This window comes from Kocuria sp. HSID17590 (genome assembly GCF_003989485.1).
In the GTDB taxonomy this organism is placed as follows: Bacteria; Actinomycetota; Actinomycetes; order Actinomycetales; family Micrococcaceae; genus Kocuria; species Kocuria salsicia.
In genome coordinates this window covers 20,912-47,328 of sequence record NZ_RBMB01000018.1, presented here as the reverse complement: position 1 = coordinate 47,328, position 26,417 = coordinate 20,912, and the positions used below count along the sequence as shown (strand labels likewise).

The following is a 26,417-nucleotide window of genomic DNA, read 5'->3' as shown; positions in this document are numbered from 1 at the left end:
CCACTGTACGAACCCCGTCCAGTCCGGCGCCCTACCATGGGGTCCGTGCCTTCGACCGCTGCCTCCCCCGCCGCCCGGCCGAGCGCCGGATCCCCCGCGCGCCCGCTGGACGAGCTCCTTCTCCCGGCCGTCACCCGCCTGCCCCGGTACTGGTGGGTCCCGCTCGCGCTCGTGACCCTGCTGGGCGGGGTGCTGCGCTTCACAAGCCTGTCCTCGCCGCACGCCGTGGTCTTCGACGAGACGTACTATCTCAAGGACTCGTACTCGCTGCTGCTGCACGGCACGGAGCAGCAGTGGCCCTCCGGCGCGGACGAGGGGTTCGTCTCCGGCAGCATCCCGGACGTCGAGGGCCACCCCTCCTTCGTGGTGCACCCGCCGCTGGGCAAGTGGCTGATCGCGGTGGGGCTGTGGCTCTTCGGCGGGGACGACCCGTTCGGCTGGCGCTTCTCCGCAGCGCTGATCGGCACGGCGTCGATCGCGCTGGTCTGGTTCGCGGGCTGGCTGCTGTTCCGCTCGGTGAGCCTGGCCACCGTGGCCGGGCTGCTGACCTCCCTGGACGGGCTGCACGTGGTGGAGTCCCGCCTGGCGCTGCTGGACGTCTTCCTGATGTTCTTCCTGCTGCTCGCCTTCGTCTTCGTGCTGCTGGACCGGGACGACGGACGACGCCGCCTGGTGGCGCGGTGCAACGGCTCCGCCCTGGGTCCGTGGCTGGGGGTGCGGTGGTGGCGGGTCGCGGCGGGTGTCGCGTGCGGTGCGGCCGCCGCGGTGAAGTGGAACGCGCTGTTCAGCATCGCGGCGCTCGGGGTGCTGGCCGTGCTGTGGGACATGAACGCCCGCCGGGTGGCGGGTGTCCGCCACTGGTTCACCGGGGCGCTGCTCAAGGACGGCCCGTGGGGCTTCCTCACGATGATCGGCGTGGGTCTGGTGACCTACGTGCTCACGTGGTCCGGATGGTTGCTCACGGACACCGGCTACGACCGCAACTGGGCGGAGCTGAACCCCGGGCAGGGCCCCCAGTGGCTGCCCGCGGCGCTGCGGTCCCTGTGGGAGTACCACGTGGCCGCGTACTCGTTCCACACCGGGCTGGACTCCCACCACACCTACATGGCCGGTCCGGCCAGCTGGCTGTTCATGGAGCGGCCCACGTCCTACTACTACGAGTCCCCCACGGCGGGCACGGACGGGTGCACCGTGGACTCGTGCAGCCAGGCGATCCTCAACCTGGGCAACCCCGCGATCTGGTGGGTGGGCGTCCTCGCGCTGGCGTTCGGGATCTGGCTGTGGGCGGTGCGCCGCGACTGGCGCTTCGGGGCCCTGGTGGGGATCTACGCGGCGGGATACCTGCCGTGGTTCCTGTACCCGGAGCGCACCATGTTCTTCTTCTACGCGCTGTCCTACTTCCCCGCGCTGGTGCTGCTGGTCACCGGCGCCATCGGGGTGCTCACCGGCCGGCTCGCGGTGCCGCGGGGCGGGGCGACGGCGGGCACGCCCGCGGCCGCGACGGACGAGCGGGTGGTGTCCCCCCGCTGGGCGCGGCGCTGGCGCACCGTGACGATCGTGTTCCTGGTGCTCGTGGTGGCGCTGGCCGTGTTCTTCTGGCCCGTGTGGACCGCCCAGACCATCCCGTACGAGCACTGGCGGTGGCGGATGTGGTTCAGGTCCTGGATCTGAGCCGACCCCGGCCGCCCGCCCAGGGAGCCGCCGAGGCAGCGGCCGCGCGGCGTCGTCGTCGGGTCGTGACGAGCATGACCGCGAAGGCACCCACGAGCGTGACCAGCGCGACCGCGATGGCGGCGTCGATCCAGAACTGCGTGGGGTAGAGCCGGATCAGCGTGTCCGAGATACTGAACGTCCACGTGCCGGAGCTGAAGAACAGCGAGTGGAACGCGGCGAAGAAGCTCTGCCACCCCAGCACGGCGGCCACGCACGCCGCCACGAGCAGCAGCACCGTGAGCCACGCGCCCGCGAACCAGGCCGCGGAGGCCGCCCCCGGCGCGCGGCGGTGCAGCCACCAGCCGGCGAGCACGCTCACCACCAGCAGCACGAACGCGCTCAGCAACCCCCACTGCATCACGTGCTGCACGTCGCTCATGTGGGAGACCTCGGCCGGGGTGAACGCCATGCCGCCCTCGGGGCTCACCAGACCGCCCAGGTACTCGGGCGGGGCCAGGTTCATGATGTAGTCCATCCCGTAGGAGCCGAACGTCATCCGCTCCTCGGTGCCCATCCCCCAGTGGTCCGCGGGGAAGCCGGGCCGGTGGTACTCGAGCCACAGGAACACGGGGGTTGCCACGAGACGCGCCCCCAGCCCCAGCAGCAGCACGGGCAGGGACACCACCAGGATGCTCTGCAGGATCCGCTGACCGACGGTGCGACGGGGCCGCGAGGATGCTGGGGTGCCTGCGGGGCGGTCGGCCGACGCAGCAGGTTCCGAGGGCGAGGGCACGGACCCGGAGGTGCTCACCAGTTGCCGTGCCAGTTCTCATCCGCGTAGTGTTGGAACGGGATGTTCCAGTCCCCGAGCCCGTCGTCCGGGTCCGCCTGCGGGTAGTTCGTGTTGACCACTTCCACCATGTCGCCCAGGCGGAACGTGTTGTAGATGTAGCTCGCACCCTCCGGGGGCATGCCCACGCAGCCGTGGGACACGTTCGCCACGCCCAGCACCGGGTACGCGGAGGGCAGCGCCTGGTGCACGAACTCGCCGCTCCACGTCAGCCGGGACACGTTGGACGCGTCGAACGGCGGGTAGTAGTGGGAGTCCCCCGGCTTCAGGTTCAGGGATCCCGCGTTGAACTTGTAGGACGCGGCCTGTTCCAGGATGACCTTCTTGCCCGTGGTGGAGGGCCACTCGGCGTCGCCCAGCGTGACCGGCCAGGTGCCCGTCTCCTTGCCGTCCACGTAGGCCACGAGCGTCTTGGCGTTGTTGTCCACGTAGGCGCGCTGCTCGGGGCCGGTTGTGAAGGACACCGTCTTGTTGCCGTTGCCGATCATGCCGTTGCCGAGGTCCGTGCCCAGGATGTTCGCGCTGACCTTCACGGTGGACCTGGGCGTCCAGGGCTCGCTCGGGCGGAAGCGCAGCTTCTGGTCCGAGTACCAGCGGAACGCGCCGTCCTTGTGCGCGCCCTCCACGGAGATGGCCTTCTCCACGGCGTCCTTGGCGCTCACCGGTTCGGAGAAGTTGAACTCCACGACCTGCCACACGCCGTAGGTCTGCCCGTCCTTGACGTTCATGCTCACGTCCGCCTCGTGGGCCGCGTCCACGGTGCTGAACACGCTCTGCCCGGTGGTGTCCCGGTCCCCGCTGCGCGCCGTGTAGTCCACGGTGTACGTCTCGTCGAACGCCAGCGGCTTCGCGGAGCGCCACTCGGTGCCGTCCTTGCCGATCGCGCCCTCGGCCTTCTCCCCCGAGCTCGACGCCGTCACGGTCACGTCCGTGAGCGTCCCCGCGTCCGTGGTGACCACCACGGGGTCCACGGGGTTGACCATCGAGGCGTCGGCCGTCGGGCTGACCGTCACACCGGGGGCCTTCGCCGACGACGACGCACCCGCGGATCCCGAGGCCTCGGCCCCGCCGTCGTCGCCGGAGTCCGCACCGCACGCGCTCAGGCCCACGGCAGCGAGCAGCCCCACGGAGCCCAGGGCGAGGCGACGGCGCGTCAGGCCGCGCGCGGCGCCGGCCCCGCCGGGCGTGGTGGCGGGGCTGTCAGAGGAGGCGGAGAAGGATGCGCCGGGGCGGGAACCCTCGGGGCTCGTTCCAGAAGAGTGGCGGGAAGCGGTCATGGGTACCTCACTGGGGTGGAACCGGGGGTGATGCCGCGGGACCGGTGCCGGGCGGCCCCGGGTGAGGGCCGGTTCCGGCGGGCGGTCCCGCTCACCCGTGGGTGGGCGGCTGCTACGGCCGCCGCAGGTGCGGGGCCCGCAGCGCCTCCGGGAGGGGCACGGAACGTCCGGACTCGGGCAGGCGCGTGTTTGCGTTCGCAACTGGGCGGGTGTGCCCAGAATACCCGTCCGTACGCGCTGCGGAAACACCGCGTTCGGCGGCACCGCGAGAACCGTCGGCGGCGCGCTGGCCGCCGCGAGCGGCGTCGTCGTCGGCGCCGCGAGGATCGTCGCCGCGTACACCGGGGCGGGAGGCGTCCTCGTCCGAGAGTTCGGGCCGGTAGGAGACGTCGCGGAGCACGCGGGCCCCGGGCGAGGCCGCGCCGGCGGGCCGCGCCGCACCGAGGGACGTGCCACGGGGGCCGCGGCGCACCGCGGGCTCCTCCTCCGGGCGGACGGCCTGGACCACGGCGTCGAGGTCGTCACGGCCCCAGCCGTCCGGGGACTCCAGGCGCACCACCCGCCAGCCACGGGGCGCGGTCAGGGCGTCCGCGTGCACGGGGCAGAGGTCGTAGGCGTGCGGCTCACGGCGCGCCGAGAGCGCACCGATCACCGCCGTCGAGTCGGCGTAGACGTAGGTCAGCGTGCACACGGCGTCGCGGCTGCACGTCTGCCGGGAACAGCTGCGGCGGGGAGCGGGGTCCTGGGCCACGCGACTCACCGGCCCCGGCGGCGCAGCCTGCGCCGCTCGCGCTCGGAGAGCCCGCCCCAGATGCCGAACTTCTCGTCGTTGGTCATGGCGTAGTCCAGGCACTGCCCGCTCACGGGGCAGGCCTCGCACACGCGCTTGGCGTCCCGCGTGGAGCCGCCCTTCTCCGGGAAGAACGCCTCGGGGTCCGTCTGGGCGCACAGGGCATCCGTCTGCCAGGCGAGCTCGCCCTCGGCGTCGCCCTCGCTCACGGAGTACACCCCGGCCACGGCCTGCCACACGGACGCGTCCACGCTCTGGACGTCGTGGACCTCCATGTCGTGCAGTTCCTGGGGGGTGTGGGCGGGGGGCTCGGGCTCGCGGGGCTTCTTGCGGTCGGAGCGCAGGAGCACGTCCCCGGCGACCTCGGGGTGGGCGGCCAGGAAGGCCGAGGCGAGGTCGTCCAGCGTGGTGACGCCGGCGGTGCCGCGGACCTGGTCCACGGGATCCACGAACCAGTCGACGGGAACGGCGCCGTCCGTGGAACCGGAGTCCGAGTCCTCGCATCCGTCGTGGCGGCGGCGTGCGGCCTCTCCCATGTCTGTCCTTCCGTCCCGCGCATTCGTCGTCTCTGTGCCCTCAACCAGCCCGGTTGTCCCGGCCGAGAGCGGGTTCGCGTGACGGGGCGCACCCCTGTCTGCCAGGTGGACCCCCTAATTACACGCGTATAAGTCCCGGGTAGTCAAGCCGAGTATCCTGGGCTTCCCCGGTTCACCGGCGCGCCGCCCGCGCCCCCGGGGCCCGGTCACTTACCCTAAGGAGTTTCTGCGTGGGACGCACACCGAACGATCTCGCGGGGGCCCTCGCAGCGGTCTCCGAGCGGCCCACACCGGCCCTGGTCTGGCGCGACGGCCCCGAGCGCGTGGAGCTCTCGGGGCGCGTCCTCGTCAACTGGGTGGAGAAGTCCGCGGGGCTGCTTGTGGACGAGCTGGATGTCGCCTCCGGGGACACCGTGCGCATCTCCCCCGCACCCCACTGGCGGCTGGTGGTCCTGAGCCTCGCCGCACTTCGCGTGGGTGCGCGCATCGAGTTCGCCGCGGACGCTGACGCCGTCCTGCACGCCCGCCTGGAAGGCCACGACGACGACGCCGTGGCCGGCACAGAGCTCGTCGTCGCCACCCCGGCGCTGGCCTTTGCGTGCTCCGACCCCCTGCCTGGGGACGCCGTGGACTTCTGCGCCGAGGTGCGCGCCCAGCCGGACACCTACACCGGGTTCGAGGAACCGGACCCCTCCGCCGGGGCGCTGCCCTCCGGCGCGACCCACGGGCAGCTGCTGAGCAGGGCCCTGGAAACCGCCTCTCCGGAAGCCGTCGGCACCGTGTTCCTCCCGCTGGACGACGGCTGGGGAGAGACCACGCTGCTGAGCACGCTGGGGATCGTGGCTCGCGGCGGGGCCGTGCTGCTGGCCGCCGGGCCGCAGGATGCCACCGAGGACGTCCTCACCCAGGAACGCGCCACCCAGCTCTGACGGTCCAATGCTGGCTGGTGGCCCCGCAACGGCTCCGTGGCGGGCCGACGCGCCCGGACGCGCAGACGTCCTGTCTGCCTGTCAGCGCGCGGCCGGAGCCGTCACTCAGGAGGCGCGGCGGGCGTCGTCGTCGGGCTCGGAGTCCGTGTCGTCGATGTTCCCGGTGCCCGCCCCGTGCACGGAACCACCGGACGAGCTGCCCTCGTGGGAGCCGCCGCCGTGGCGGGGACGCTGCTGCGTGTCGTGGTCGTGGCGGTGGACCACCGGGATCTGACCGGTGATGAAGGCGAACTCCTGGTCCGGGCTGTCCGCGAAGTCCGGGTCCTGGTCGAGCTTGGTGCTGAACACCCAAAAACGGTAGGCGAAGTAGCGGAAGACGGTGCCCAGGATGGTGCCGATGATCGTGCCGGAGATGAACGAGGCCGTTGCGGAGGTCAGGCCCAGGACGTAGTAGCTCACGCCCAGACAGCCGAGTTCGATGGCCATGCCGATCCCGTTGGCCACCAGGAACTGCACGAGTTCCTTCTTCTTGTCGTCCTGGCGCTTGTCACGGAAAGTCCACAGCCGGTTGGCGACCCACGAGAAGACGATGGCCACCACGGTGGCCACCACCTTGGCCTTGATGTGGCTGTCCGCGAAGTAGGGCGTGTGCATGAGCAGCCACACGAGCGTGGCGTTGATGGCGAACGCAGCGGCCCCCACCAGTCCGAACTTCGCGAGCTCTTTGACGAACAGTTCCCACAGCGCGTGCGCGCGCTCAACCACGGTGTTCAAGGGTTCGGTCTCACTCTGCTCATCGGGGACGGAGGAAGGTTGGGGGGACCGTCTCGTGCGTGCGTCCCACCCGGACGGATGTCGTCGCGCCCGGGACTCACCGTGGGCGCCGGATGAATGAGTGCATCGTACTCCGACATGACTGGACGTCAGCTGTGGCGATAGCCTGGGAGGGTGAATTCTCCTGAGACAGGTCCTGTCATCGGCGTCGTGGGCGGCGGGCAGCTCGCCCGCATGATGGCCCCCGCCGCCACCGCCCTCGGAGTGGAGCTGCGCGTGCTCGCGGAGAGCCCCGAGGTGAGCGCGGTGGCGGCCGTCCGCACCGCTCCCGCGGGCGACTACACCGATCTCGACACCCTGTGCCGCTTCGCCGCGGAGGTGGACGTGCTCACCTTCGACCACGAGCACGTGCCCACTGAGCACCTGAAGGCCCTGGAGGCCCAGGGGGTCGCCGTTCGCCCCGGGCCCGCCGCGCTCGTGCACGCGCAGGACAAGCTCGTGATGCGCCGCGCCGTGGCCGATCTGGGCCTGCCCAACCCCGAGTGGGCGGAGGTCCACACCGCCGAGGACCTCGTGGCCTTCGGCGATCGCGTCGGCTGGCCCGTGATCCTGAAGACCCCGCGCGGCGGCTACGACGGCAAGGGCGTGCTGCGGGTCGAGCGTGCGGAGCAGGCCACGAGCGGCACCGCTGCCGAGTGGTTCGAGCGCTCGGCCGCCGCGGACTCCGAGGAGGGGCTGCTCGCGGAGGAGGCCGTGGCGTTCAGCCGTGAGCTCTCCGCAATGGTCGCCCGCAGGCCGTCCGGCGAAACCGTGGCGTGGCCCGTCGTCGAGTCCATCCAGGTGGCCGGTGTGTGCGACGAGGTGATCGCCCCCGCTCCCGGGCTGGACCCGGAGGTGGCCAGTGCCGCGCAGGCCGCCGCCGTGAAGCTCGCCCATGACCTCGCAGTGACCGGCGTGATGGCCGTGGAGCTCTTCGAGACGCCGGGCACGGAGACCGGGTTCGCCGTGAACGAGCTGGCCATGCGCCCCCACAACTCCGGGCACTGGAGCATGGACGGCTCCGTCACGGGCCAGTTCGAGCAGCACCTGCGGGCCGTGCTCGACTGGCCGCTGGGTGCCACGGACGTGGTGGCCGAGGCAGCCGTGATGAAGAATTTCCTGGGTGGGGACAACCAGGACCTCTTCGCGGCCTACCCCGCCGCGATGAGCGCCGAGCCCCGCGCAAAGATCCACAACTACGGCAAGTCGGTGCGCCCGGGCCGCAAGATCGGCCACGTCAACGTGGTCGGGGACGCCCACGAGCTCACGGCGCTGCGCGAGATCGCCACGCACGCGGCGAGCATCCTGCGCGACGGCGAGGACCGCCACGCCCGGCCCACCGCCGTGGACAGCGGGGGGACGACGACGTGGGGCGCGGTCCCGGCCGCCCAGACTGGCGTACCCCTGGTGGGGCTCGTGATGGGTTCGGACTCGGACTGGGCCACCATGCGCGCGGCCGCCCAGGCCCTCGAGGAACTGGGCGTACCCTACGAGGCGGACGTGGTCTCGGCCCACCGGATGCCGTCCGAGATGCTCGAGTACGGCCGCACCGCCCACGAGCGCGGCCTGCGGGTCATCATTGCCGGTGCCGGCGGTGCCGCCCACCTGCCCGGCATGCTCGCCTCCGTGACCCCCCTGCCGGTGATCGGCGTCCCCGTGGCTCTGAAGACGCTGGACGGCATGGACTCCCTGCTCTCGATCGTGCAGATGCCCGCGGGCGTGCCCGTGGCCACCGTGTCGATCAACGGTGCGCGCAACGCCGGTCTGCTCGCCGCGCGGGTGCTGGGCTCGGCGTCGAGCACCTCCGCGCAGCAGCTGCGGGACCGGTTGCAGCACGTCGCCGCGGAGCTCTCCGAAGCCGCGCACCGCAAGGGCTCCGCCCTCCGGGAGGCCGTGGCCCGCGGCGCGAGCTCCAAGGACTGAGCCGGCGCCGCCGCACCGGGGTGGGCTGTCGGCCCGGATCCAGGTGAGCGGGGCACAATGAGCCACTCGTGTCCCCTCCTCGGCGGGGCCACGGACCGGTGGGCCGCAGCGTCGGCTCCCCGCAACACCGACTTCCCCTTCAGCACGGAGTTGCACGTGAACGGATCAACCGACCACCCGGAGGACGGCCGTCCCCTCCCCTCGGCCACACGCGCCTACGACGAGGTGCCCCCGGCCCGCGGCGCCCACCTCGACGGCGCGCACGTCGGTGGCGCACACCCGGACGGTGCGTTCCCCGACGACGCCGCGCAGGACCTCCCTGCCGAGGGTGCCTCGGCCGTCCGCGATCCCGAGGACGGTCCGCGCCGCGCCCGCACCCGGGTGGGCGAGCCCCTGCGCAGTCCGCGTTTCGCCGCACCCGCCACCCGCACGAAGCGGGCCTGGTGGCTGCTCGGTGCCACGCTGCTGGTGCCCGGCTCCGCCCAGCTCGTGGCGGGCAAGCGGCTGATCGGACGGATCGCCGTAAGGATCACCGCGGTGGTCTGGGCGCTGGTCGTGCTCGCCGTGCTGCTGTGGTTCGTGTGGCGCACCGCCCTGGTGTGGCTGCTGACCAATTCCGTGACCTCTGCCCTGCTGATGTACGGGCTCGTGGCACTGGCAGTCGGCTGGGTGCTGCTGTGGTTCGACACACTGCGCACCATCCGCCCCGGGCTGCTGGGGGACAGTGCCCGGCGCGGCGTCGTCGTCACCACTGTGCTGGCCATGGTCGTCACCGGCGGCGGGCTCGGATACGCGGCTCACCTGGTCTCGGTGGCCCGCGGCGCCGTCTCGGACATCTTCGGCGGGGGCATGCCGTTCTCCGCGTCGGACGGGCGCTACAACATCCTGCTCATGGGCGGGGACGCCGGCGAGGACCGCGAGGGGCGGCGCCCGGACTCCATGACGGTGCTCAGCATCGACGCGTCCTCCGGTGAGACCGTCACCATCTCTTTGCCCCGCAACCTGCAGAACGTCCCCTTCCCGGAGGACTCCCCCCTGCACGGGATCTACCCGGAGGGCTTCAACTGCGGGGACGAGTGCATCATGAACGCCGTCTACACGGACGTGATGCAGAACCACGAGGACCTCTACCCGGACGTCGCCGACCCCGGGGCGCAGGCCACCAAGGAGGCCGCCGAGGGTGTCACGGGCCTGAAGATCCAGGCGTACGCGCTGATCGACATGGACGGCTTCGCGTCCCTCGTGGACGCGCTCGGGGGCATCGACCTCAACGTGGGCGGACGCGTGCCCATGGGCGGCGGCACCAACCTGGACACCGGTGAGAAGAACCCCATCCTGGGGTGGATCGAGCCCGGCGTGCAGCACATGGACGGCTACCACGCCCTCTGGTACGCCCGCTCCCGCGAGGGCGCCACCGACTACGACCGCCAGGCCCGCCAGCGCTGCGTCCAGGCCGCGATGCTCTCGCAGCTGAACCCGGTCACCGTGGCCACCAAGTTCGACGAGCTCGCCAGCTCCGGGCAGCGGATCCTCGAGACGGACATCCCGCAGTCCTCGATCGGCTCCATGGTCACCGTGGCCACCAAGGCCAAGGACCACGAGCTGCAGGCCTACGCGGCCGGCCCGCCCTACTACGACCAGTCCTTCCCCACCTACCCGGACTACGACCAGTTCCGCGCGGACCTCGCTCAGGTCCTCACGAAGGCCAACGGCGACGGCGCCCAGGCGGCTCCGGCGGCCGGCGGCGCGGCGTCGTCGTCCTCCGGGGAGACGAACACCGCAGCGGCGGGCTCCACCGCGGGCGGGGTGTCCGTCGTCGGTGGCGGATCTGTGATCGGTGGAGGTGTTGGGATCGGGACCGCCGCGGTGGTCCCGGCCGCGCTGAAGGTCTCCACCGAGGAGACGCTGTCCCCGAACGGCACGTGCTCCGTCCCCTGACCGGCAGCCCTCACGGGGGCCCGGCCCCCGGGGCCGTCGACTGCGCAGGAAACCGCCCCGGCACGGCGGGCGCGCTCCACCGCGCCCGTGGGCGAGGGAAGGACCGGTGCAGCAGGATCCGTCCGGGGGCATCGGCACAGCAGCATCGGTACAGCGGCATCGGTACAGTGGAGCCGTGGCAAACATCCTGCAGTCCCCCGAGTGGGCCCAGTTCCAGCAGAGCATCGGACACCGCGTGATCCAGGCCGAGGGCCCCGGATGGCGCTACCTGGCGACCGTGGAGGGCGGCCGGACGGGCCGCTACCTCTACTGCCCGTACGGCCCGGAGGCGGACTCCCCCGAAGCCTTCGACCGTGCCCTCGCGGACCTCACCGCCCAGGCGCGGGCCAACCGCTGCTGGTTCGTGCGCGTGGAGCCGATCAACGGGCACACCGTGGACGGCCTGGAGACCGCGGAGGCCTCGCTGCGCCGTCGTGGGATGAAGCGTGCGCCGCGCCAGGTGCAGCCGGGGCACACCCAGCTGATCGACCTGCGCAAGGACACCAAGGACCTGCTCAAGGACATGAAGTCCACCAACCGCAACCTGTACCGCAACATCCACAAGAAGGGCGTGAGCATCGAGCGCTCGCAGGACCCCGCGGACGTGGAGCACCTGCTGCGGTTCCTGGACGACACCGCAAAGCGCCGGAACTTCAACCGGCAGCAGGACGACTACCTGCGCGCCGTCGTCGCCTCCCTGATGCCGGTGGACGCGGCGAGCCTCTACCTGGCGAAGCTCGACGGCGAGCCGATCGCGGCGTCGCTCGTGTACGACTCCGCGGACACCCGCACCTACGCGCACGCCGCGATGGACCAGGAGCACCGCAAGCTCTCCGCGGGCATCCCCCTGGTGGTCACCATGGTCATGGACGCCAAGGAGAAGGGCCTCACGTGGTTCGACCTCTTCGGCACCGCACCGGAGGACGCCGGGCCCGAGCACGAGTGGTACGGGTTCACGTCCTTCAAGAAGTCCTTCGGCGGCGAGCCGGTCTCCTACCCGGGCACCTGGGACCTCCCCGTCTCCCGCGCCGGGTACACGGCGTACAGCGGGGTGCGGGCGGCCCGCGAGGGACTCGGCTCGCTCACGGGCGCGCTGCGCGAACGGGCCGGGAGCCTGCGCGAGCGCTCCGGTGGTCTGCGCCAGCGCGTCGCGGGCCTGGGCAGCCGGGCGACGACGCCGCGCGGGAAGAAGGACGACGTATGACCCGCACGGCGCTGATCACGGGTGCCACCGGAGGGATCGGCCGGGCGTTCACTCGGGCCCTGCACGAGCGCGGGTACGCGCTGATCCTCACCGGGCGCAGCACCGAGAAGCTCGCGGAGCTGTCCCAGGAGGCCACCGGCGGTGCCGCGCAGATCGTCGCGGCGGACCTCGGCACGCAGGACGGCATCGACACCCTCGTGGACGTCCTCGAGTGCAACCCCGTGCACCTGCTGGTCAACAACGCGGGCTTCGGGACGCACGGCGAGTTCGCCGCCCTGGACCTGGACCGTGAGCTGGAGGAGCTCACCGTGAACGTGCGGGCGCTGATGACGCTCACGCACACCGCGCTTCAGTCCATGACGGTCGCCGGCAGCGGTGCCATCGTCAATGTGGCCTCGGTGGCGAGCTTCCAGCCACTGCCGTCCATGGCCACGTACAGCGCGTCCAAGGCGTTCGTGGACCGGTTCTCCCTGGCCGTGGGCGTGGAGGCCCGCAAGCACGGCGTGCAGGTGCTGAGCGTGAACCCGGGACCCGTGGACACGGACTTCTTCCGGGTGGCGAACGCCTCCGCAATCGACCTCGGGCGCTCCGCGAAACCGGAGGACCTCGTGGCCGCCACGCTCACCGCGCTGGAGAAGAAACGGCCCCGCGTCGTCTTTCCCCGGGCCTACCACGGCCTCGAACGAATCACCGGTCTGCTGCCGCAGTCCGTCACGGCTCGCGTCGCCAACCTCGTCTCCGGCAGGGCCTAGCCCCCGCCGGAGTTCACCAGCGGGCGGCGTCCCTGACAGCCGCCCGGCCCTCCGCGAGGGCCCGGCGCAGCAGACCGTCCGCCGCGCGCTGAGTCTCGGGCGCCGTGGTGTCGGTCGTCCCGGCAGCCGGCCCCGTGGCACCGGACTCGGGCTGTCCCCGCCGCTTGCCTCGCCTGGTGCGCTTCGCAGCCTGTACTGGCGCAACCTTTTTGACCGATCTGGTGTGCTTCTTCGCCGCCCTGCTCTCGGCTTTCGCTGCCTTGGCGGCCTTGCGCGACGGGGCGGCACCCGGCTCGGCGACGTCGACGGCGTCGTTCCCGGGCGCAGCTCCGGTGCCAGCGGCCCCGCCATCGGCGAACCCGGCGTCAACGGCCCCGGTCTCAGCGGCCTCGGCCACGGCGTCGTCGCGATCGGCACCAGCAGCGTCGTCGCGTCCCGCGCGCACGGCCTCTTCCTCGGAAGCTGCGGGGGGCGCCGGAATGGACTCGTCCGCGGAACTCGCGGCCTCCGGGAGAATCTCCTCGCGCCGGGCCCGCCGCGAGCGCCGGCCGAGCACGCGGCGTCGCGTCTTCTCGGCGCGGCCCGCGATCTGGAACTCCCCCACCAGGGGGTACTCCCACGTGCCGAGGACCTCGACGTCCTCGGTCGCGAGCTCGCGCAGCACCATGGGCTGGCCGGGCTGGTCCGGATCCCCGGCGAGCACCTTGTGCACGAGCCGCTGCTGGAGCTGGACGAGACCGGTGAGCAGCAGGGCGTCGTCCACCCCGAGCTCCCGGGCACGGTCCGTGAAGCCGAGGCGGTAGATCATGGCGGACTCGCCGGTGTGCACGAACCACAGGTAGCCCAGGGCCTTCTCCGGCCCGTCCTCGGGGCGCTCGGTGGCCACCAGGAACACGGAGTTCTCCCCCACGGCCCTCAGCAGCTCGCGGATGTGCTGGGTGCGCAGACCCACGTGGGAGAGGTCCCGGTCCGAGGCGTTCACGCGCCGGACCCGCACCCCGGAGTCCCGCAGCCCCGCGCGGCAGCGCTGCAGGGTCTCGCTCGACAGCCGCTTGGACAGCTCACCCTCGGTCTCCCCGAGGCGCACCACCAGGTGGCGGGGGCCGGCCTCGCCGCGCCGGGGCTTGTCACGACGTCGGTAGCCCGCCTCCGCGAGCTCGTCGGCAAGTTCCGTGGTGGCGTGGGTGTCGGGGCTGACGCGCAGCACGGCGGCGTCGTGCACCGTGCGGGAGTGCTCCTGGAGCGCGGCCAGCACGGCCACGAGGTCCCGCGGGTTCTTCACGTGCAGGGACTTGGCGTCCACCACCGTGTGGCGGTCCTCCGGGTAGACCAGCAGCTGGCCGTACCCCACGGTCTGGTTGCCGCGGTCCACGGCCACCCGCTGCACGCGGACGTCGTCGCGCGTGAGGGCCTCGGCCTCGCCGATGCCCCACAGGAGGTCCGGGTGCCCGCCCGTGACCCGCACGCGGGCGTCCCAGCTCTGACGGTTCCCGCTGGGGGTCACGTTCAACGTCACGGTGTCTGTCCTCTCCTCATGCCCATGAACACCGCGCCCCAGCTTAGCCGGGTGCGGGCCCCGCCCCGGACGCGCATGCGAACGGCGCGCCCACCCGGAAAGGGCGGACGCGCCGTCGTCGTCGTGGGACGCAGAGGTCACTTCTGGTGGCGCTCGTACTTCTCCCACTTCTTGGCAAGGTGCTCGGCCTCGACCATGCGCACCGTGCCGGAGCGGGAGCGCATCACGATGGACTGGGTGGTGATGGTGCGCCCGCGGTAGCGCACGCCGCGCAGCAGGTCGCCGTCCGTGATGCCGGTGGCGGCGAAGAAGCAGTTGTCGGAGGTGACGAGCTCGTCCGTGGTGAGGATCCGGTCCACGTCCAGCCCGGCGGCGGCGGCCTTCTCGCGCTCCGCCTCGTCCGTGGGCGCCAGGCGGCCCTGGATCACGCCGCCGGTGGCCTTCACGGCGCACGCAGTGACGATGCCCTCCGGGGTGCCGCCGATGCCCATCATGATGTCCACGCCGGTGCCCTCGCGGCACGCGGCGATCGCGCCGGCCACGTCACCGTCCAGGATCATGCGGGTGCGGGCACCTGTCGCGCGGATCTCCTCCACGAGGCCCTGGTGCCGGGGGCGGTCCAGGACGCACACGGTGACCTGGTTGGGCTTCACGCCCTTGGCCTTGGCCACCAGGTGGATGTTCTGCTTCACGGGCAGGCGCAGGTCCACCATGTCCGCGGCCTCCGGGCCCACCACGAGCTTGTCCATGTAGAACACGGCCGAGGGGTCGAACATGGAGCCGCCGTCCGCCACGGCGATCACCGCGAGCGCGTTGTTCATGCCGAGCGCGGTCAGGCGCGTGCCGTCGATGGGGTCCACCGCGACGTCCGAGGCCGGGCCCCTGCCGTCGCCCACCTGTTCGCCGTTGAACAGCATGGGGGCCTCGTCCTTCTCCCCCTCGCCGATCACCACGGTGCCGTTGAAGTCCACGGTGGAGAGGAAGGAGCGCATGGCGTCCACCGCCGCACCGTCCGCGCTGTTCTTGTCACCGGCACCCACCCAGTGGCCGCCCGCGATCGCCGCGGCCTCCGTGACGCGCACCAGTTCGAGCGCCAAGTTGCGGTCCGCTGCATTTCCCGAGCTGCCGTGCTGGGTGTTCTCTGCCACGTTGTTCCTCACCTTCGAGTTTCGGTGCGCCCCGCCACCACCTGGGCCCGGGCGCCACCACGGGTGCCCCCAGCATATCCCCGGGCCTGTCCTGTTGGGCGGGTCCGCGCGGGCACGGCACAATGGAGGACGTGAGTTCTTCTGCTTCCGGGCCCTCCCGCGATCCCCGCCCCGCGCCGTCGACGCCCCCTTCCGGCGCAGCCCCCGACGACGACGCCGCGGCAGCCGGGGCGCAGACGTCCGGCACCGGCGCTGCCGGGGACGCGGGCACCACGGCCGATGCGACGGCGGGCGGCGCCGCCGCGACGGACGACGCGGGCACGAAGGCCACGGACACCCCGGAGGCCGAGCAGCCCACCCCGCAGCTCACCACCAAGCAGGCCTCGCGGATCAACGCCCCGGTGCGCGGCATGGTGATCTCGATGATCGTGCTGCTGCTCCTGCTGCTGCCGTTCCTGTGGTTGCAGCCCCGCCCGGACGCCCAGCCCTACCGGGCGCAGGTGGACGTGGCACAGGAGGCCACCTTCGCCGCGGACCAGGCGTCCTTCACCCCGGCCGCACCGGACCTCGGGGACGGCTGGAGCGCCAACTACGCGCGCTGGGACGAGAAGTCCCAGGACGGTGTGCCGCTGTGGAACGTGGGCTTCCTCTCCCCCGGCTACCACCTGGTGGACATGGCCCAGACCGCCGAGTCCAACCCCACGTGGCTCGCCCAGCGCACCGAGCTGGTGCCCGTGACGGACGAGAAGGAGGTCGCGGGCGTCACCTGGCAGATCCACCACCGGGACGCCTCCGGCAAGCAGGACGCGTTCACCGCGTGGGTGGGCACTCTCAAGGACTCCACGGTGGTGCTCAGCGGCGACGCCCCGGACGCGGACTTCCAGCTCGTGGCGGAAGCACTCTCCCGCTCCTGAGCGCACGGGCCCACTCCGGCCCCGGCACGCCGTCGCCCGGCACGTCGCCCCCACCCCAGCTCCCGTCTCCCCGGTACGCCCCCGCTCCGGCGGGGCTACTCTGTAACTGCGGCGCGCAGTCCCGCGCCGCGTCACCCCTCCTCGAGTCATGGAGTCCCACCGTGAGCACTGAGACAACCAGCGTGGACCACGCACCCCGCACCCCGTCCGAGGCCTGGCGGGCCCTGCAGGAGGGAAACGCCCGGTTCATCTCCGGGGACAAGCTGCACCCCCACCAGGACGCGCAGCGCCGCGAGAGCCTCGCCGAGTCGCAGAAACCGTTCGCCGTGATCTTCGGCTGCTCGGACTCCCGGCTCGCCGCGGAGATCATCTTCGACCTGGGCCTCGGGGACGCGTTCGTGATCCGCACCGCGGGCCAGGTCATCGACAACGCCGTGCTCGGTTCCCTCGAGTTCGCGATCGACGTGCTCGGCACACCGCTGATCATGGTGCTCGGCCACGACTCGTGCGGCGCGGTGACCGCCACAAAGAACTCCGTGGAGTCCGGTGAGCTTCCCACCGGTTTCCAGAGGGACCTGGTGGAGCGCATCACCCCGTCCGTCCTGCAGGCACAGCGCTCCGGGAACGCGGACCTGCAGGACATGGTCGTCGAGCACACCAAGCAGACCGCGGCACGCATGCTGGACCAGTCCACCGTGATCTCCGGTGCTGTCTCCCGCGGTGAGGCCGCCGTCATCGGCGTGTTCTACCACCTTGCGGACGGCAAGGCCGAGCTGGTCTACAGCGACGATCCCCAGATCAGCTAGTCGCCCAGGCGTTCGACGAGCAGGGAATCCCTGCTCGTCGCCGTTGTCCTGAGTACCAGGACCTGCTGCACACGGACCAGACCCGCGAGGACACGTGGCGGCGCGGCGTCGTCCACCTCCCTCCGACCTCACCGGGCGCGGCAGCGCCAGGACTCCGGTCCCGAGGTCGTGCCCGGCCGACGTCGCGGGTCTGACCACGACGTCGTCGCGAGCCCGGATCGCGGGGCGCTTCGTCGGGCGCCGAGGGGCGCGGTGGCCGTAAACTGGCGACATGGCTGAAAACACTGAGTACCGCATCGAGCACGACACCATGGGCGAGGTCCGCGTTCCCAAGAACGCCCTCTACCGCGCGCAGACGCAGCGCGCCGTGGAGAACTTCCCCATCTCGGGCAACACGTTGGAGCGCGAGCACATCAAGGCGCTCGCGCAGGTGAAGAAGGCCGCCGCGACCGCCAACGAGGAGTTGGGTGTGCTGGACGCGCAGCGCGCCCAGGCCATCCGCGACGCCGCGGACGCCGTGGCCGCAGGGGAGCACGACGGCGAGTTCCCCATCGACGTGTTCCAGACCGGTTCGGGCACCTCCTCGAACATGAACACCAACGAGGTCCTGGCCACGCTGGCCTCCCGCGCGCTCGAGTCCGCCGGAGTGGAGGTCCACCCGAACGACCACGTCAACGCGTCGCAGTCCTCCAACGACGTCTTCCCCACCTCCGTGCACGTGGCCGTGACGAACGCGCTGATCAACGACCTCAAGCCGGCCATGGACGTCCTCGCCACCTCCCTGGAGAAGAAGGCGGAGGAGTTCAAGACCGTGGTGAAGTCCGGTCGCACGCACCTCATGGACGCGACCCCTGTGACCCTGGGCCAGGAGTTCAGCGGCTACGCGGCCCAGGTGCGCTACGGCATCGAACGCATCGACGCCTCCCTGCCCCGCGTGGCGGAGGTCCCCCTGGGCGGCACCGCCGTGGGCACCGGCATCAACACCCCGGACGGCTTCTCGGCGCGCGTGATCGAGCTGCTGTCCGCGGAGACCGGCCTTCCGCTGACCGAGGCGCGCAACCACTTCGAGGCGCAGGCCAACCGTGACGGCCTGGTGGAGGCCTCCGGGCAGCTGCGCAACATTGCGTACTCCTACATGAAGTTCATGAACGACATCCGCTGGATGGGCTCCGGGCCCAACACCGGTCTCGGTGAGCTGCACATCCCGGACCTGCAGCCCGGCTCCTCGATCATGCCCGGCAAGGTCAACCCGGTGATCTGCGAGGCGACCATCCAGGTGGCCGCGCAGGTGATTGGCAACGACACCACCGTGGCTCTGTCCTCCACCAACGGTGCGTTCGAGCTGAACGTGGGCATTCCCGTGATGGCCGCGAACCTGTTGGAGTCCATCCGCCTGCTCGCCAACGTGTCCCGCGTGGCCGCGGAGAAGATGGTGGACGGGTTGCAGGCCAACGTGGAGCGCTGCACGTTCCTGGCCGAGGCGTCCCCCTCGATCGTGACCCCGCTGAACAAGGCGATCGGCTACGAGGCCGCCGCAAAGATCGCCAAGCACGCCGTCGCGAACAAGATGACGGTGCGCGAGGCCACCATCGAGCTCGGCTACGTGGACGGCGAGAAGCTCACCGAGGAGCAGCTGGACAAAGCGCTGGACGTCACCACGATGACCGGCAACTACTGAGCTGATCCCGGGCGGCCCGCCGGGCTCGCACGGACCCGGTCCTGAGACGCAGAACTCGGCCACCCGATGTTTCGGGTGGCCGAGTTCCGTTCTGTGATGCTGCGGCCCGGTGGTGATGTGGTCCTGCGGTCCGGGGACCGCGTCGGCGGAGGGTTGTCAGGTCTTCCACCGGGACCACGCCGCCTGGCGCGAGGTGCCGGCGGCACCGGCCACGGCGGACCACGAGGCCGCCTCCGCCACGGAGCGGGCACTAACCCCCAGGTGCTCACCCGCCGCCGCGCTGATCCGCAGCAGGGCCTGGAACGCTTCGGGATCCCCGCGGCCGCTCAGCTGCGCGAGGGCCCGCAGCGCCGCGTCCTCGAGGTCGGACACGGAGGGTTCGGGGCCGGACGGGGCGGGTGTGTGGCTGCTCACGGATCCCATCATGGCACCACCCGCCCCGATCTCGGGAACCGGGGCGAGTGCCGGACTCACCGTCCCTCGAGCACGAGTTCAAGGGTGTCGTCCGGGTCGTCGAAGCCACGGGTCCACGAGACACCGGGCCACACGTACTCGACCGTGCCCAGGTCCGGGCGGTAGTGGGCGGTGAACAGCGTGCCGAACCCGGCCGAGTAGTGGTCCTGGTGCAGGGGATCCCGCAGGAAGCTGTCCCGCGCCTCGGCGGCGCTCACCCCCTGCTCGGCGGATGCGTCCAGGAACTCCAGGCGCTCCACCGAGTGGAACTGCGCGGCCTTCTGCGGGTACTCCGGGGTCTTGCCGCGGTGGTTGGTCGCGGTGCACGCGTCGAAGAACTCGGTGTCCTGCCCCGGGGCCACGAAGGCGGTGAAGCGCTCACCGCTGACGTCCACCACGGTGATGTTGTAGGACATGGACACGGGCAGCCCGCGCAGCAGCTTCCTCGCCTGGGCAGCGGTCTCCGCGACCTCCAGCAGGTAGCGGACCACCAGGGGGATCGCGAAGCCGGGCCCGGAGCCGGGACGCCCGCCGAACGTGAGGGACACGGCCAGACCGGCGTCGTTCATCCCGTCCAGCAGCCCCCACAGGCAGTCGCCCGTGCCGATCACCTTGCGTCCGGTGAACTCGCTCGAGTACACCGTGGCCTCCCACAGCTCCGGCACGTAGTCGTAGTTGCGGGTCAGGGACGTCTCCTCCCCCACCGTCGCCAGCTGCGAGCACGCCGGTGCGAAGGCGGGAAGGTTCCACATGGTCAGGAAGCGCGCTGCGTCGCCGTCACCGCCGGTCTGCGCCACGAGCTCGCGCCATGTGGGCACCAGCTCGGGCATGTGCTCCTCGAGCCTGCCACGGGCTTCCTCGAGGCTCGGGCGGGTGCCGGGACCCGTGAGGTACCACGAGCGGTACGCGGGCCAGGTGGCGTCGAAGAGCGCCTTCCAGCGCGGGCCGGGCGTGGCCTCGTGGATCCCGTAGACCGTCACCGGGTAGGCGCGGGCCGGGGCCTGCCACGTGCTCCAGTCGGTCTCGAACGCCTCGGTTCCATGGTCTTCGGCGCCGCCGACGTCGCCCGCGGCGGGCGTTCGACGGCGCGCACCCCGGGTGGGCAGATCGCCCCAGGCTCCTGGGCTGCCGGTCGCGAGTCGCGCGGAGGCGCGCACCCAGTCCACACGGGCCCAGTCGATGGCAGCCCAGTCGACCCCCGCCCATGCGGTCGGAACGGCGGTGGTGGTTCCCGCGGAGCGGGCGGAGCCGTTGTTGCGGGAGACGTTCTTTGCGGATTCTGTCATGCGTCAAGCAAACATTGACGCCCCGCCCTGCGTCAACCCCGACTTGACGGTGCGCTGCCCCACCAGGGCCTGTCTCGTTCGCCACATAGGTTCCGGGAGCCCCCGGGAACGGGACTAAGCTGGCGGGCAGCGACTTTTTCCACTCCCGCCGCACGGCACGGCCGCGGCGGCCCGCCTCCTGAGGAGAACGCGTGAAACTTGCAGACCAGATCATCCAGCAACTCATCGCCGCGGGCGTCGAGCGCATCTACGGCGTGGTGGGCGACAGCCTGAACCCGATCGTGGATGCGGTCCGCCGCTCGGGGGGCTCCGCCAAGGGCGGCATCGACTGGGTCCACGTGCGCCACGAGGAGGCCGCCGCTTTCGCCGCGAGCGCCGAGGCGCAGGTGACCGGCAAGCTCGCCGTGTGCGCGGGCTCGTGCGGTCCCGGCAACCTGCATCTGATCAACGGCCTCTACGACGCCAACCGCTCCGGTGCCCCTGTGCTGGCGATCGCCTCCCACATCCCCTCCCAGTACATCGGCTCGGGGTACTTCCAGGAGACGCACCCGGACCGGATCTTTACCGAGTGCTCCGTCTACTCGGAGCTCGTGAGCACGGCCAAGCAGTCGCCCTCCGTGGTGGCCTCCGCGATCCAGTTCGCCGTCACGAGCCCGGGCGTGTCTGTGGTGACGCTGCCCGGTGACCTCGCGGACTCGGACATGGCCGCCGACGCCCGTCCCTACTCCGTTCCCGCCCCCAGCTCGATCGTGCCCTCCGACGAGACGATCGCCCGCATGGCCGAGGCCCTGAACTCCGCCAAGAAGGTTGCGATCTTCGCGGGCATCGGCGTGTCTGGCGCGCACGACGAGGTCATCGCGCTCGCGGACACGCTCAACGCTCCCATCGGCCACTCGCTGCGCGGCAAGGACCAGATCCAGTTCGACAACCCGTTCGACGTCGGCATGACCGGGCTGCTGGGCTACGGCGCCGCGGCCGAGGGGCTGCACGACGCGGACGTCATGGTCATGCTGGGCACGGACTTCCCGTACGACCAGTTCCTCCCGGACGTCACCACCATCCAGGTGGACACCAACCCCGCAGTGATTGGACGCCGCACGGGCGTGACCGTGCCGGTGTACGGGGACGTGAAGTCCACGATCCTCAAGCTGCTGCCCGAGCTGCAGCCCAAGAAGGACCGCTCCTTCCTGGACAAGACCCTCGCCAAGCACGACAAGCTGATGAACAAGGCCGTGGGAGCCTACACCCGCAAGGTCGAGAAGATCACCCCCATCCACCCCGAGTACGCCGCGTCCGTGCTGGACCAGGTGGCCGCCCGGGACGCCGTGTTCACTGCTGACACCGGCATGTGCAACGTGTGGACCGCGCGCTACATCAACCCGCTCGGCACCCGCCGCGTCCTGGGCTCCTACCTGCACGGCTCCATGGCCAACGCCCTGCCCCACGCGATCGGCGCGTCCATGGCGGAGCCGGGCCGCCAGGTGATCTCGGTCTCGGGCGACGGCGGGCTGTCCATGCTCATGGGCGAGCTGCTCACGCTCGCCGCGTACGACCTGCCGGTCACCGTGGTGGTCTTCAACAACTCCACGCTCGGCATGGTCAAGCTGGAAATGCTCGTGGACGGGCTGCAGGACTACGGCGTGGACGTCCCCCAGACCGACTACGCGGCGATCGCCCGCGCCGCCGGGCTGCAGGGCATCCGCGTGGAGAAGCCCAAGGATCTCGAGTCGGCGTTCACCACCGCGCTCTCGCACCGTGGCCCGTCGCTCGTGGAGGTCATCACCGACCCCAACGCGCTGTCCATCCCCCCGAAGATCAAGAGCGAGCAGGTCTTCGGCTTCGCCACGGCCATGTCTCGCATCGTGCTCAACCGCGGTGCCGGCGAGGCCGTGTCGATGGCCCGCTCCAACCTGCGCAACATCCCGCGCGGCTGAGCCCGACGCCGTCGCCCGCGCGACGGCTGCGCACCCACGGGGACCCGGTGGCACGACGCCGCCGGGTCCCCGTTGCCGTTGCCGCCCGGGCCGGGGCGCGGGGACCGGGCGCCGCCCACGACCCGGGGCGGTGTGACGCCGGCCATGTAGGATCGCTGGGACAGCGCCCCTGCTCACCCCTGTCAGGACCGGAAGGCGGTACCGCATGACCGTCAAGGACTCCTGGCCTCCCACGGACCCCGAACGGCGGCAGCGCCTCATGGCGCACCTCGCCCACGGCTACTTCGTGGACGGCGTCTCCAAGGTGGGCCTCGGCAAGAAGGCCAACCTCTCCCGCTTCCAGGTGGCCGCCCTGCTGCAGGAGGCACAGGACACAGGGATCGTGCGGATCGAGATCGCCGTCCCCCTCGAGAGCACGGATGCGCAGCTCGCCCGAGCGGCCGGGCTGCAGCGCCTCGTCACGGTGGGAACCACCGAGTGGCCCGCCGACCGGGACGCTCTGGGCCGCGCCGTCGCCCGGGAGATCACACGGGTGCTCCAGGACGGCGACACCCTCGGGATCTCCTGGTCCCGCACCCTCCAGCACGCGGTCAAGCACCTCCCCGAGCTGCCTCACAACGACGTCGTCCAGCTCGCGGGTGCCCTGCGCACCGACGACACCACGGAGGACGAGTCCCCGCGACTGTTCGAGGAGCTCCGCAGCCGCACCGCGTGGCCCCTGTGGGCTCCCCTGGTGGTCGACCAGGCCGCGGCGCTGAAGAAGTCTCTCGAGGTCGACGTCGCCCTGAGACGCGCGGACGCGCTCGACGTCGCGGTGCTGGCCATCGGCGAGTGGTCCCCGGACGGCTCGACCGTGTGGCCGCGGGTCAGTGAGGACCTCGCCCGCGCCGCCCGGGACGCCGGGGCCGTGGCCGAGGTCTCCGGGCACCTGCTGGACGAGGCTGGCCACGAGGTGGACACGCCCGTGGCGGACATGGTCGTCTCGGCCAGTGTGGCGCAGCTGCGCGCGGCCCGCCACAGGATCGGGGTGGCCTCCGGAGCGGAGCGCGCACCGGCCGTTCTGGCCGCCGCGCGGGGCGGGCTGGTGGACCACCTGGTGTGCGACACGGCTCTGCGCGACGAGCTGGGGCGGCTCCTCCACGGCGGTGCACCTCCCCGCGAGCAGTGACCCGCCCCGCGCGGTGATCCGCCCCGGGACTCCCGGTGCCGCACCTCAGCTCGCCCTCCCGGCGTCGCACGGCACCGGTCCTGTCCACGCCAACGAAAGGACGTCATGACCCCCACGGTCGTCGGCATCGACTCCTCCACGCAGTCCTGCAAGGTCCTGGTGGTGGACGCGACCACCGGCCACGCCCTGGCCTCCGGCAGCGCCCCTCACCCGGACGGCACGAGCGTGGACCCCGCGCACTGGCTCAGCGCGCTGCGCACCGCGTGGCGGCGGGCGGGCGTCCCGGAGCGTGACGACGTCCTCGCCGTCTCCGTGGCCGGTCAGCAGCACGGGATGGTGGCGCTGGACGCCGAGGGCGCCCCGGTGCACGACGCGCTGCTGTGGAACGACGTCCGCAGCGCGCCCCAGGCCACCCGCATGCTCGAGGAGCACGGGCCCCGGTGGTGGACGGAACGGGTGGGCATGTCACCCGTCCCGTCCATGACGCTGTCCAAGCTCACGTGGCTCGCGGAGAACGAGCCGGAGGCCGCCTCCCGCGTGGCGCGCGTCATGCTCCCCCACGACTGGCTGACCCTGCAGCTGTGCGGGGAGTGCGTCACAGACCGCTCGGACGCCTCAGGAACGGGCTACTTCGACCCGTCGACCCATCGCTACCGCCCCGAGCTGCTGGAGGAGTACTTCGGTGCGGTGCCCGAGCTGCCCCGGGTGCTCGGTCCCGGTGAGGCCGCGGGCACGCTCGGGGAGCAGTGGGGGTGCGGCGGCGACGTCGTCGTGGGCCCGGGCGCGGGGGACAACGCGGCCGCCGCGCTCGGCCTGGGCCTGCGCGAGGCGGAGGTGGCGGTGTCCGTGGGAACCTCCGGAACCGTGTTCGCGTGCAGCCCCGAGCCGCCGCAGGACCCGACGTCCGTGACCGCCGGCTTCGCGGACGCCACGGGCCGGTTCCTGCCGCTGCTGTGCACGATCAACGCCGCGCGCGTCATGACCACCACCGCAGATCTGCTGGGGGTGGACCTGGAGGAGTTCACCCGCCTCGCGCGGTCCGGTCCCTCGGACGCGGGCGGGCTGACGCTGCTGCCCTACTTCGACGGCGAGCGCACGCCCAATCTGCCCACAGCCACCGGACACCTGGGCGGGATGACCGCGCCTCGCTGACCCGGGAGAACCTCGCCCGGGCGGCCGTGCTCTCCGTGGCCAACTCCCTCGCGGACTGCCTGGACATCCTGCGCGAGGCGCACGTGGCGGTGGATCGTGTGCTGCTCATCGGCGGCGGCGCCCGGTCCGAGGCGCTGTGCGAGGTCCTGCCGGACACGCTCGGCATGCCGGTCACGGTGCCGGAGGCGGGTGAGTACGTGGCGCTGGGTGCCGCGCGGCAGGCGGCCTGGGCGGCCACGGAGGAGCTGCCCGAGTGGTCCCGCTCCGTGAGCCGGGAGCTGTTTCCCGCGGGCGACGTCGGCGTGCAGGAGTTCCGCCGCCGCTACGCCCTCGCCCGGCAGGAAACACAGGCGCAGCTCGGCTGAGCACCCAGAGCACGTCGCTCACCGGTTCACCGGCTCGTCGATTCCTCGGCTCGTCGTTTCCCCGGTGCGTTGATTCCCGGGTTCGTCGGTTACCCGGCCCACGTGTTCGTCGGCTCCCGCGAACCCCTCAGCTCTCGAAGCCCGTGCGCCCCGTGAACTCCAGCGCGGCCCGCAGCCGCTCGGCCTGGTGCTCCGGCATGGGAGGCAGCTCGTCCACCGGGTACCAGTCCACGGCGAGGGACTCGTCGTCCGCGACCCGCGCGTCCCCGGAGAGGTAGCTGCACAGGAACGTGTGGTCCAGGAACTGGCAGCGGTCTCCGTTGGGGAACTGCACCTCCCCGCCGGCCTTGACCCGCACGAGCGCGTCCACGGTGATCTCCACCCCAGTCTCCTCCAGGCACTCGCGCCGGGTGGCCACACCGGGGTCCTCCCCCGGTTCCACGATGCCGGTGATCAGGCCCCAGTTCCCGTTGTCCGCGCGGCGCCCGAGCAGCACACGGCCCTCGTGCAGCACCACGGCGGTGCACCCCGGCAGCCAGAGCAGGTCGTGGCCGATCGAGCGGCGCAGGTGCTGGATGAACTCGGGTGTGGCCACGGGGTGGTCCTCCTGGTCGGTGACGGCGGGGTGCTACAGCCACGCGGAGAGGTTTCCTCCCCCACGGAGAGGACCCTCCCCACGGGGTGGTCGCTCCCCAGGGTACGTGCCCGCCCGTCACGGAAACCCCTCACGGGAAACCCGTCACAGGAACGTGAGGACCCCCAGGCTGCCCACGATCATGAACGGTCCCAGCGGGATCCGGCTGCCCGCCCCGGCCCGCCGGGTGAGCATGAGCACCGCGCAGAAGATCCCTGCAGAGACGAAGGTGACGGCGAGTGCAAGCACGGTGTGGCCCACCGAGGCGAACCCCGTGGCCAGGCCCAGCACCCCCGCGAGCCGCACGTCTCCCATGCCCATGCCGGAGGGATTGATCAGCCGCAACGCCAGGAAGAGTCCGCCCATGAGCACGAGTCCCCACAGCATCCACCACAGCCGCACGGTGTCGTGGACGAGCAGCGCCGAACCCGCCAGCAGCACGGCGGTCACGGGGTAGAGGGGACGCACCACGGCACCGGGCAGGCGGTGTTCGCGGATGTCCGTGGCGGCGAGCCACACTCCTGAGCAGGCGAGCACCAGGACGGCCAGGGCACAGGCCACCGCGGCCAGCTGCGCGCTGGGCGACGTGTCCTTCAGGTGCTCCCCCACGAACCCCCCGATGCCCGACGCAGCGGTCAGCATCATGCGCCCATCCTAGG

The 26,417-nt window shown here is 71.7% G+C and carries 24 protein-coding genes and 1 pseudogene; 14 read left to right on the top strand and 11 right to left on the bottom strand.

Features of this window, described 5'->3' with window-relative positions; all coding sequences use genetic code 11:
* The first annotated feature begins 36 nt into the window (after positions 1 to 36).
* Positions 37 to 1,671, top strand: coding sequence for a dolichyl-phosphate-mannose--protein mannosyltransferase (locus tag D8M39_RS07875; RefSeq protein WP_094393581.1), 1,635 nt, complete (start codon positions 37 to 39; stop codon positions 1,669 to 1,671).
* Here D8M39_RS07875 and D8M39_RS07870 read toward each other — a convergent pair.
* The 4 genes from D8M39_RS07870 to D8M39_RS13145 all read right to left on the bottom strand — a co-directional run bounded on the left by D8M39_RS07870 (position 1,655) and on the right by D8M39_RS13145 (position 5,106).
* Positions 1,655 to 2,464 carry a TIGR01906 family membrane protein gene (locus tag D8M39_RS07870; protein WP_238694012.1) on the bottom strand — a complete coding sequence of 270 codons (810 nt, stop codon included), beginning with the start codon at positions 2,462 to 2,464 and terminating at the stop codon, positions 1,655 to 1,657. The two genes, D8M39_RS07875 and D8M39_RS07870, sit on opposite strands and share 17 nt — an antisense overlap.
* Positions 2,461 to 3,780: an Ig-like domain-containing protein gene (locus D8M39_RS07865; RefSeq protein WP_126874782.1), complete on the bottom strand. Its 1,320-nt coding sequence runs from the start codon at positions 3,778 to 3,780 to the stop codon at positions 2,461 to 2,463. Before D8M39_RS07865 ends, D8M39_RS07870 begins: the two co-directional genes overlap by 4 nt.
* A gap of 112 nt (positions 3,781 to 3,892) precedes the next feature.
* Entirely contained in the window at positions 3,893 to 4,531 is a 639-nt protein-coding gene (locus D8M39_RS07860) for a DUF3499 family protein (protein WP_094393579.1), read from the bottom strand.
* 5 nt (positions 4,532 to 4,536) lie between these two features.
* Complete coding sequence (locus D8M39_RS13145; protein ID WP_094393578.1) at positions 4,537 to 5,106, bottom strand: WhiB family transcriptional regulator; 570 nt, start codon at positions 5,104 to 5,106, stop codon at positions 4,537 to 4,539.
* A gap of 230 nt (positions 5,107 to 5,336) precedes the next feature.
* Between D8M39_RS13145 and D8M39_RS07850 the strand changes: the two genes are divergently transcribed.
* On the top strand, positions 5,337 to 6,035 hold the full coding sequence (locus tag D8M39_RS07850; RefSeq protein ID WP_126874781.1) for a TIGR03089 family protein: 699 nt from the start codon (positions 5,337 to 5,339) through the stop codon (positions 6,033 to 6,035).
* A 105-nt stretch (positions 6,036 to 6,140) separates the two neighbouring features.
* Here D8M39_RS07850 and D8M39_RS07845 read toward each other — a convergent pair whose 3' ends face one another.
* Positions 6,141 to 6,800, bottom strand: a complete 660-nt coding sequence (locus D8M39_RS07845) for a GtrA family protein (RefSeq protein WP_313960149.1) — start codon at positions 6,798 to 6,800, stop codon at positions 6,141 to 6,143.
* Positions 6,801 to 6,983: 183 nt separating this feature from the next.
* Between D8M39_RS07845 and D8M39_RS07840 the strand changes: the two are divergent.
* The 5 genes and pseudogenes from D8M39_RS07840 to D8M39_RS07825 form a co-directional block, all read left to right on the top strand.
* Positions 6,984 to 8,165: pseudogene (locus D8M39_RS07840) on the top strand (5-(carboxyamino)imidazole ribonucleotide synthase); the annotation flags it as partial.
* A gap of 102 nt (positions 8,166 to 8,267) precedes the next feature.
* Positions 8,268 to 8,771 carry a 5-(carboxyamino)imidazole ribonucleotide mutase gene (gene purE, locus D8M39_RS13210; RefSeq protein WP_371413768.1) on the top strand — a complete coding sequence of 168 codons (504 nt, stop codon included), beginning with the start codon at positions 8,268 to 8,270 and terminating at the stop codon, positions 8,769 to 8,771.
* Positions 8,772 to 8,927: 156 nt separating this feature from the next.
* On the top strand, positions 8,928 to 10,709 hold the full coding sequence (locus D8M39_RS07835; RefSeq protein WP_126874778.1) for an LCP family protein: 1,782 nt from the start codon (positions 8,928 to 8,930) through the stop codon (positions 10,707 to 10,709).
* Between the two features lie 130 nt (positions 10,710 to 10,839).
* On the top strand, positions 10,840 to 11,952 hold the full coding sequence (locus D8M39_RS07830) for a peptidoglycan bridge formation glycyltransferase FemA/FemB family protein (protein ID WP_126874786.1): 1,113 nt from the start codon (positions 10,840 to 10,842) through the stop codon (positions 11,950 to 11,952).
* Entirely contained in the window at positions 11,949 to 12,704 is a 756-nt protein-coding gene (locus D8M39_RS07825) for an SDR family oxidoreductase (RefSeq protein ID WP_055082114.1), read from the top strand. The genes D8M39_RS07830 and D8M39_RS07825 overlap by 4 nt, the downstream gene beginning before the upstream one ends.
* Positions 12,705 to 12,717: 13 nt before the next feature.
* Here D8M39_RS07825 and D8M39_RS07820 read toward each other — a convergent pair whose 3' ends face one another.
* Together D8M39_RS07820 and glpX are read right to left on the bottom strand one after the other, a co-directional pair.
* Positions 12,718 to 14,220, bottom strand: coding sequence for a hypothetical protein (locus D8M39_RS07820; protein WP_055082112.1), 1,503 nt, complete (start codon positions 14,218 to 14,220; stop codon positions 12,718 to 12,720).
* Positions 14,221 to 14,357: 137 nt separating this feature from the next.
* Positions 14,358 to 15,368, bottom strand: a complete 1,011-nt coding sequence (gene glpX / locus D8M39_RS07815) for a class II fructose-bisphosphatase (RefSeq protein ID WP_055082110.1) — start codon at positions 15,366 to 15,368, stop codon at positions 14,358 to 14,360.
* Between the two features lie 131 nt (positions 15,369 to 15,499).
* On the opposite strand from glpX, the gene D8M39_RS07810 reads away from it, so the two are divergent.
* From D8M39_RS07810 to D8M39_RS07800, 3 genes are all read left to right on the top strand, one after another.
* Complete coding sequence (locus tag D8M39_RS07810; protein ID WP_238694011.1) at positions 15,500 to 16,282, top strand: DUF4245 domain-containing protein; 783 nt, start codon at positions 15,500 to 15,502, stop codon at positions 16,280 to 16,282.
* 161 nt (positions 16,283 to 16,443) lie between these two features.
* On the top strand, positions 16,444 to 17,088 hold the full coding sequence (locus D8M39_RS07805) for a carbonic anhydrase (RefSeq protein ID WP_174233430.1): 645 nt from the start codon (positions 16,444 to 16,446) through the stop codon (positions 17,086 to 17,088).
* A gap of 271 nt (positions 17,089 to 17,359) precedes the next feature.
* Positions 17,360 to 18,766, top strand: a complete 1,407-nt coding sequence (locus D8M39_RS07800; RefSeq protein ID WP_126874777.1) for a class II fumarate hydratase — start codon at positions 17,360 to 17,362, stop codon at positions 18,764 to 18,766.
* 156 nt (positions 18,767 to 18,922) lie between these two features.
* Here the strand turns inward: D8M39_RS07800 and D8M39_RS07795 are convergent, their stop codons facing one another.
* Positions 18,923 to 19,180, bottom strand: a complete 258-nt coding sequence (locus D8M39_RS07795) for a hypothetical protein (RefSeq protein WP_126874776.1) — start codon at positions 19,178 to 19,180, stop codon at positions 18,923 to 18,925.
* A gap of 56 nt (positions 19,181 to 19,236) precedes the next feature.
* Positions 19,237 to 20,505, bottom strand: coding sequence for a C45 family autoproteolytic acyltransferase/hydolase (locus D8M39_RS07790; protein ID WP_126874775.1), 1,269 nt, complete (start codon positions 20,503 to 20,505; stop codon positions 19,237 to 19,239).
* 191 nt (positions 20,506 to 20,696) lie between these two features.
* On the opposite strand from D8M39_RS07790, the gene D8M39_RS07785 reads away from it, so the two are divergent.
* The 4 genes from D8M39_RS07785 (at position 20,697) to D8M39_RS13000 (ending at position 25,124) form a co-directional block, all read left to right on the top strand.
* Positions 20,697 to 22,439 carry a pyruvate dehydrogenase gene (locus tag D8M39_RS07785; RefSeq protein WP_055082607.1) on the top strand — a complete coding sequence of 581 codons (1,743 nt, stop codon included), beginning with the start codon at positions 20,697 to 20,699 and terminating at the stop codon, positions 22,437 to 22,439.
* A gap of 205 nt (positions 22,440 to 22,644) precedes the next feature.
* Positions 22,645 to 23,607 carry a sugar-binding transcriptional regulator gene (locus D8M39_RS07780; protein WP_055082605.1) on the top strand — a complete coding sequence of 321 codons (963 nt, stop codon included), beginning with the start codon at positions 22,645 to 22,647 and terminating at the stop codon, positions 23,605 to 23,607.
* Between the two features lie 105 nt (positions 23,608 to 23,712).
* Positions 23,713 to 24,759 carry an FGGY family carbohydrate kinase gene (locus D8M39_RS07775; RefSeq protein WP_238694010.1) on the top strand — a complete coding sequence of 349 codons (1,047 nt, stop codon included), beginning with the start codon at positions 23,713 to 23,715 and terminating at the stop codon, positions 24,757 to 24,759.
* A 35-nt stretch (positions 24,760 to 24,794) separates the two neighbouring features.
* The gene (locus D8M39_RS13000; protein ID WP_238694009.1) at positions 24,795 to 25,124 is read left to right on the top strand and encodes an FGGY-family carbohydrate kinase; all 330 of its coding nucleotides are present in this window, start codon (positions 24,795 to 24,797) and stop codon (positions 25,122 to 25,124) included.
* A 127-nt stretch (positions 25,125 to 25,251) separates the two neighbouring features.
* Here D8M39_RS13000 and D8M39_RS07770 read toward each other — a convergent pair whose 3' ends face one another.
* Positions 25,252 to 25,719, bottom strand: a complete 468-nt coding sequence (locus tag D8M39_RS07770) for an NUDIX domain-containing protein (protein WP_094393572.1) — start codon at positions 25,717 to 25,719, stop codon at positions 25,252 to 25,254.
* A 144-nt stretch (positions 25,720 to 25,863) separates the two neighbouring features.
* On the bottom strand, positions 25,864 to 26,403 hold the full coding sequence (locus D8M39_RS07765; RefSeq protein ID WP_055082601.1) for an A24 family peptidase: 540 nt from the start codon (positions 26,401 to 26,403) through the stop codon (positions 25,864 to 25,866).
* Positions 26,404 to 26,417: the final 14 nt, after the last annotated feature.